At 71.1% G+C, this 5,058-nt stretch carries 5 protein-coding genes; all 5 read left to right on the forward strand.

What is annotated here, in order from left to right:
* The coding region (locus NBW84_RS01510) for a YcaO-like family protein (RefSeq protein ID WP_250280982.1) at positions 1-606 on the forward strand (606 nt) is incomplete at its 5' end.
* Between the two features lie 124 nt (positions 607-730).
* The gene (locus tag NBW84_RS01515; protein WP_250280984.1) at positions 731-2,116 is read left to right on the forward strand and encodes a YcaO-like family protein; all 1,386 of its coding nucleotides are present in this window, start codon (positions 731-733) and stop codon (positions 2,114-2,116) included.
* Positions 2,117-2,255: 139 nt separating this feature from the next.
* Positions 2,256-3,383 carry an iron ABC transporter permease gene (locus NBW84_RS01520; protein ID WP_250289659.1) on the forward strand — a complete coding sequence of 376 codons (1,128 nt, stop codon included), beginning with the start codon at positions 2,256-2,258 and terminating at the stop codon, positions 3,381-3,383.
* Positions 3,380-4,282, forward strand: a complete 903-nt coding sequence (locus NBW84_RS01525) for an ABC transporter ATP-binding protein (protein WP_250280987.1) — start codon at positions 3,380-3,382, stop codon at positions 4,280-4,282. The genes NBW84_RS01520 and NBW84_RS01525 overlap by 4 nt, the downstream gene beginning before the upstream one ends.
* The coding region (locus NBW84_RS01530; protein WP_250280988.1) for an ABC transporter substrate-binding protein at positions 4,279-5,058 on the forward strand (780 nt) is incomplete at its 3' end. The genes NBW84_RS01525 and NBW84_RS01530, both read left to right, overlap by 4 nt.

Below are 5,058 nucleotides of genomic sequence, written 5' to 3' on the forward strand. Positions count from 1 at the left end.
GACGGCATCATCGCGTTCGGCAGCGCCTGCCGCGCCGATCCGTCCGCCGCCGCGGTGAAAGCGCTGGTGGAGTCCCTGCAACTGCTCACGCTGACCCGGCAGCTCGCGGCCCCCGACAGCGATGTGTGGCGGGCGGTCGCGGCGGGCGACATCGAAGAGCATGTCTTCCTGCCGTTTCGCGCCGACCGCCGCTACGGGGCGTCGGTGAGCGCGGACTACCGGGAGCTGGTGGACCTTCCGGCGATCGCGCAGCTCTACCTCGACCCGGCCCTTCAGCGAGGCGCCTGGGATCGGCTGTGCCCGCAGACCAGCATCGCGCTTGACGCAATCTGTCCGGTAAAGGCTGCGAGCCCCCACGCCGCCTACCTCGAACACCTGAGCATGGCCGGACTGCATGCCGTGGCCGTCGATCTCACCACGCCGGACGTCGCGCGTACCGGGCTGCGCGTGGTTCGTGTCGTCGTTCCCGGACTGGTCGGCAACGGGCCGCCGGCCTATCCGCTGCGCGGTGGGCGCCGGCTCTACGACGTGCCCGTCGCCATGGGCTGGAGCACGGCGCCGCTGACCCAGGACGACCTGGTGAACCAACCCCTACCGCTGGCCTGACGGTTCCGCGCGTGATTGCGGGACTGCAAGAAACGACGAGACCGCAAGAAACGACGAGACGGCGAGAAGTGGCGAAACGGCGAGAAATGACGAAACGACGAGACAGCGAGAGATGGCGACGGAAATGAGCACCGCTACGGGGGCCGTTCCTGACGCGACAACGGACGGTGTCCCTTATCCCCGGCTCGTCGACGGAAGAACCGGAATCGTGCGTCGCCTGGTGCCACGCGCCGTGCCGTCGTGGTTTCCCCCGTCGTTCGCACTGACCCACGCATGGTTGTGTGACACGACCCGGTTCGGGCCGTGGCCGGCGGACGCCACCGGCGCGGGGTACGGTTTCGCCGACCCACGGCGCACCGTCGCGGCGGCGCTGGGCGAGGCCGCTGAGCGGTACTGCGGCAACCTCGTTCCACCTGGGCTGATCAGCGCCAGCCACGCCGAACTGGCCGACGCGGGGGTCGACGCCGTCGATCCGGGCAGTCTCGCGCTCTATGCGCGGGCGCAGTACGAGACCCCGGGATTCCCCCTGGTCCCGATGACCACGGACCTCGTCCAGCAGTGGGCTCACGGTCGCGACCTGCGTACCGGTGCCCCGGTTCTCGTTCCCGCCTCGCTGGTCTGGGTCTCGTGGAACGCGCCGTCGGCCGGCAACCAGGTGCCCCGGACCAACCCGGTCATGCAGGCCGGTCTCGCCGCGGGCGCCGACCGGCTGTCGGCCGAGACCGGGGCGTTGCTGGAAGTGATCGAACGCGACGCCATGACGCTGTCCTGGTACGGCGGGCGTGGGCTACGCCAGGCCGTCCCACCCCGATGGCTACGTGACTTCTGCCAGGGCCCGCGGGGTGTCCTCGACGTGCGTTTCCTCGTCTTCGACGACGAGTTCTCCGAGCCGGTCATCGGCGCGCTCGTCGCGGACAGGCACACCGGCTACCTCACGCTCGGCATGGGAGTGCACCACGATCCCCTCGACGCGGCGATGAAGGCATACGGCGAAGCGTTGCAGCTGCAGTTGTTCGTCGCGGACTACGACGACCCGACCGGTTCCTACGCCCGGATGGCGACCAGCCCGACCAGCCCGCTCAAAGCGTGGCGGGCCGACCGTGCCTACCGGAAGTCCTATCGCCGGGACCTCTCCGACGTCGTCGACTACGGCTGCCATCTTCAACTGCACCTCGACCCGGCCGTGCGCGCGGAGTTCCACCGCGAGCTCGCGGACGCCGTCACCGGGGAGACCAGCCTGGCGGATCTCGCCCCGCCGGCCACGCCGACCCCGGACCGGCGGCTGTCGGTCCTCGTCGACCGGCTCGCCTCTCGCGGGCATCGGGCCGTGGCGGTGGACGTCACCACCGCGGACGTCCACCGCGCCGGGCTGCACGTCACCCGGGTGATCGTTCCCGGCCTGTACTGCAACGCCCCGATCGGGATGCCCCTCCTCGGCGGCCAGCGGCTACCCGCCGCCCGGTCCCTGCCCCGGACGGCATCCCTGCCGGCAACGCCCCTGCCGCACTGAGCGCCGATCGGACTCCGCCCAACTCCTCGAACTCCACCCGCGTGGACCAGCCGCTCTGCTCGACCGGCCCTGGCCTGCGAGGACTCCGACTCGCTGCCGCACGTCGGAGGTCCTCTCCTTGTGATCAAAATCGTTCTTGTTGGGAGAGGCTCTGTACGCCAACAGCGCGGTCGCCTCGTCGCCCGCACACCCAGCCCCCCGCGCGGCGGTCTCCGAACAGACCCGGTTCAGGCTCGTCCTCTCGGTCCTGATCGTCGCGACACCCCTGATCCTCGCGGTCGCGATCAGTGTGGGCGCGGTCCGGCTTCCGCTGCGTGAGGTCTGGTCGAGCGTCGTCGCCCACGTCGTCGGGCCCGCCTTCGGTGTGGACAGCCGGCCCGGAGCCGACGACGAGATCATCTGGCAGGTTCGCACCCCGCGGGTCCTGCTCGCCTTCGTCGTCGGTGCGGGACTCGCGGTCGCCGGCGCCACGCTGCAGGTGGTCGTGCGCAACCCGCTGGCCGACCCCTACGTCCTCGGCGTCTCGTCGGGGGCGTCCCTCGGTGCCGCCGCGGTGCTCACGCTCGCCGGCGCCGGCGGATCCGGTGCCGCCGGCTGGCTGTCCACATTGGGCGTGTCCGGCGCCGCCTTCGCCGGCGCCGTCCTCACCCTGGGCGCGGTGCTCGTGCTGGGCCGGCGGGCGGGGCGTGTCGAACCGACCCGACTTCTGCTGGCCGGCGTCGCTCTCGGGTACCTGCTGCAGGCCGCGACCAGCTTCCTACAGCTGCGCGTGTCCAGTAATCAGCTCGCGCACCTCCTGTTCTGGCTGCTCGGGATGGTGTCCGGCGCCGACTGGCACAAGCTGGGCCCGCCCGCCGCCATCGTCACGGTGTGCACCTGCTGGCTCATCCTGCGCGGACGGACCCTCAACGCGCTGCTCCTCGGCGACGACATGGCCGCCTCCGCCGGGGTCGCGGTCAGCGCGCTGCGCACCGAGCTGCTCGTCATCGCCGCGCTGCTCACCGGAACCGTCATCGCGGTCGCCGGCGGGGTGCAGTTCGTCGGCCTGATCGCCCCGCACTGTGTCCGCCTGCTGGTGGGCGCCGACCACCGCCGACTGCTGCCGCTGACCGCCCTGCTCGGCGGCAACTTCCTCGTGCTGGCAGACCTCGCCGCGCGGACGGTGACCCAACCGCTCGAACTGCCGCTGACCATCGTCACCGCTGTCGCCGGCGTTCCGTTCTTCCTTGTCCTGCTGCGGCGCGGCAACCCCGGAGGCACCTCGTGACCGGACTGCGCATCGAACGCGTCGAGGTCCGTATCGACCGGGCCGCGATCGTGCGGGACCTGACCGTCGACTGCGCTCCCGGGACCTTCGTCGGGCTACTCGGACCGAACGGCAGCGGCAAGTCCACCGCGCTCAAGACCGTCTACCACGCCCTGCGACCGCATTCCGGAACGGTGCTGCTCGACGGCCGCGACCTGCACCGAGACCTGGGACCGCGGGCCGCCGCCCGACAGGTGGGCGCACTCGCGCAGGAACACGGTGGCGACGTCGCTCTGTCGGTGCGCGACGTGGTCAGCACCGGCCGCCTCCCGCACCAGAACGCCTGGAGCCCCACCTCCCCGGGCGACAAAAAGATCATCGACGAGGCGTTGCGCACCGTACGGATGGCCGAGAAGGCACAGCGACCGTTCACCTCGCTGTCCGGCGGGGAGAAGCAACGGGTCCTGCTGGCCCGGGCACTGGCCCAGCAGCCCCGCCTGCTCGTGCTCGACGAACCCACCAATCACCTCGACATCGGGTCGCGGCTCGACCTGCTCGACCTGATTCACTCGCTGGGGATCACCGTCCTCGCCGCACTGCACGACCTCGACCTCGCCGCCGCGTACTGCGACGTGGTCCACGTCATGGCCGATGGCCGGGTCGTCGCCGCGGGCACCCCCACCGAAGTCCTCACTCCCGACCTGCTGCGCACGGTCTTCGGGGTGCACGCCCACCGCGGAACCCATCCGCTCACCGGACGGCCGCACTTCGCGTTCACCTCGCTGACCGGTGGCCAACCGCCACCGCCCGCCACCCGGCAGCCGCTCGTCCAGCAGCCGCTGCCACCACCACGGGAGCCGTCCACCCCGCCAGCACCGGCACCTGACAGCGCGACCTTCTCCCTGGAAGGAACCATATGATCACCCGCCGCGCCCCGAGAACGGCGCTCGCGTTCGGTCTGGCCCTCCTGGCCACCGCCATGGCATCCACCGCCTGTGGCGACTCCTCCGCGCCGTCCTCGACGCCGGCTGGACAGCAGCCCGGTGCCGTCGGCAGCCAGGCCGGCTATCCGGTCAGCGTGAACAACTGCGGACGCACCCTGCGGTTCGACCGGGCGCCCACCAGGGTCATCTCCGGGTGGCCCACCAACACCGATCTTCTCGCGGCGCTCGGACTCGGGGAGAAGATCGTGGGCCAGTACAACACCAGCAACGGCAGCCCCGAGCCCGCCTACGCCGCGGCTGTCACCGCCATCCCCGTCCTCAGCGAGAGCGCGCCGACACGGGAACAACTCCTCGCCGCGCGTCCCGACCTGATCTGGGCGGACGGCTCGTACCTCTTCGACGGCCAGCAGCTGCCCACCCTCGACGACCTCACCGCCCGAGGAACCCCGGTCCTGATCCTCAGCGGCTTCTGCACCGACGACGCGACCAGGGCGAAGGTCACCGACGTCACCACCGACCTGAACACCCTGGGCCGCATCTTCGGCGTGGAGGAGAAGGCGGCCCAGCTGAGCTCCGACATCGACACCCGCCTCGCCGCGGTGACGGCGAAAGTCGACGGCCAGCCACCCGTACCCGTCGCGATGATCAGCACCTACAACGGCTCGATCTACACCTACGACGGCGTCTACACCGACATCGCCCGGCGCGCCGGTGCCCGCAACATCTACGCCGGTGCACTCCCCGCGGGCCAG

Origin of the sequence: Protofrankia sp. CiP1_Cm_nod2, from assembly GCF_920664355.1 — a bacterium.
Lineage (GTDB): Bacteria > Actinomycetota > Actinomycetes > Frankiales > Frankiaceae > Protofrankia.

Bases quoted from the DNA above. Each gene is read 5' to 3' on its own strand.
- NBW84_RS01515 (WP_250280984.1), top strand. From the start codon at position 731: ATGAGCACCGCTACGGGGGCCGTTCCTGACGCGACAACGGACGGTGTC.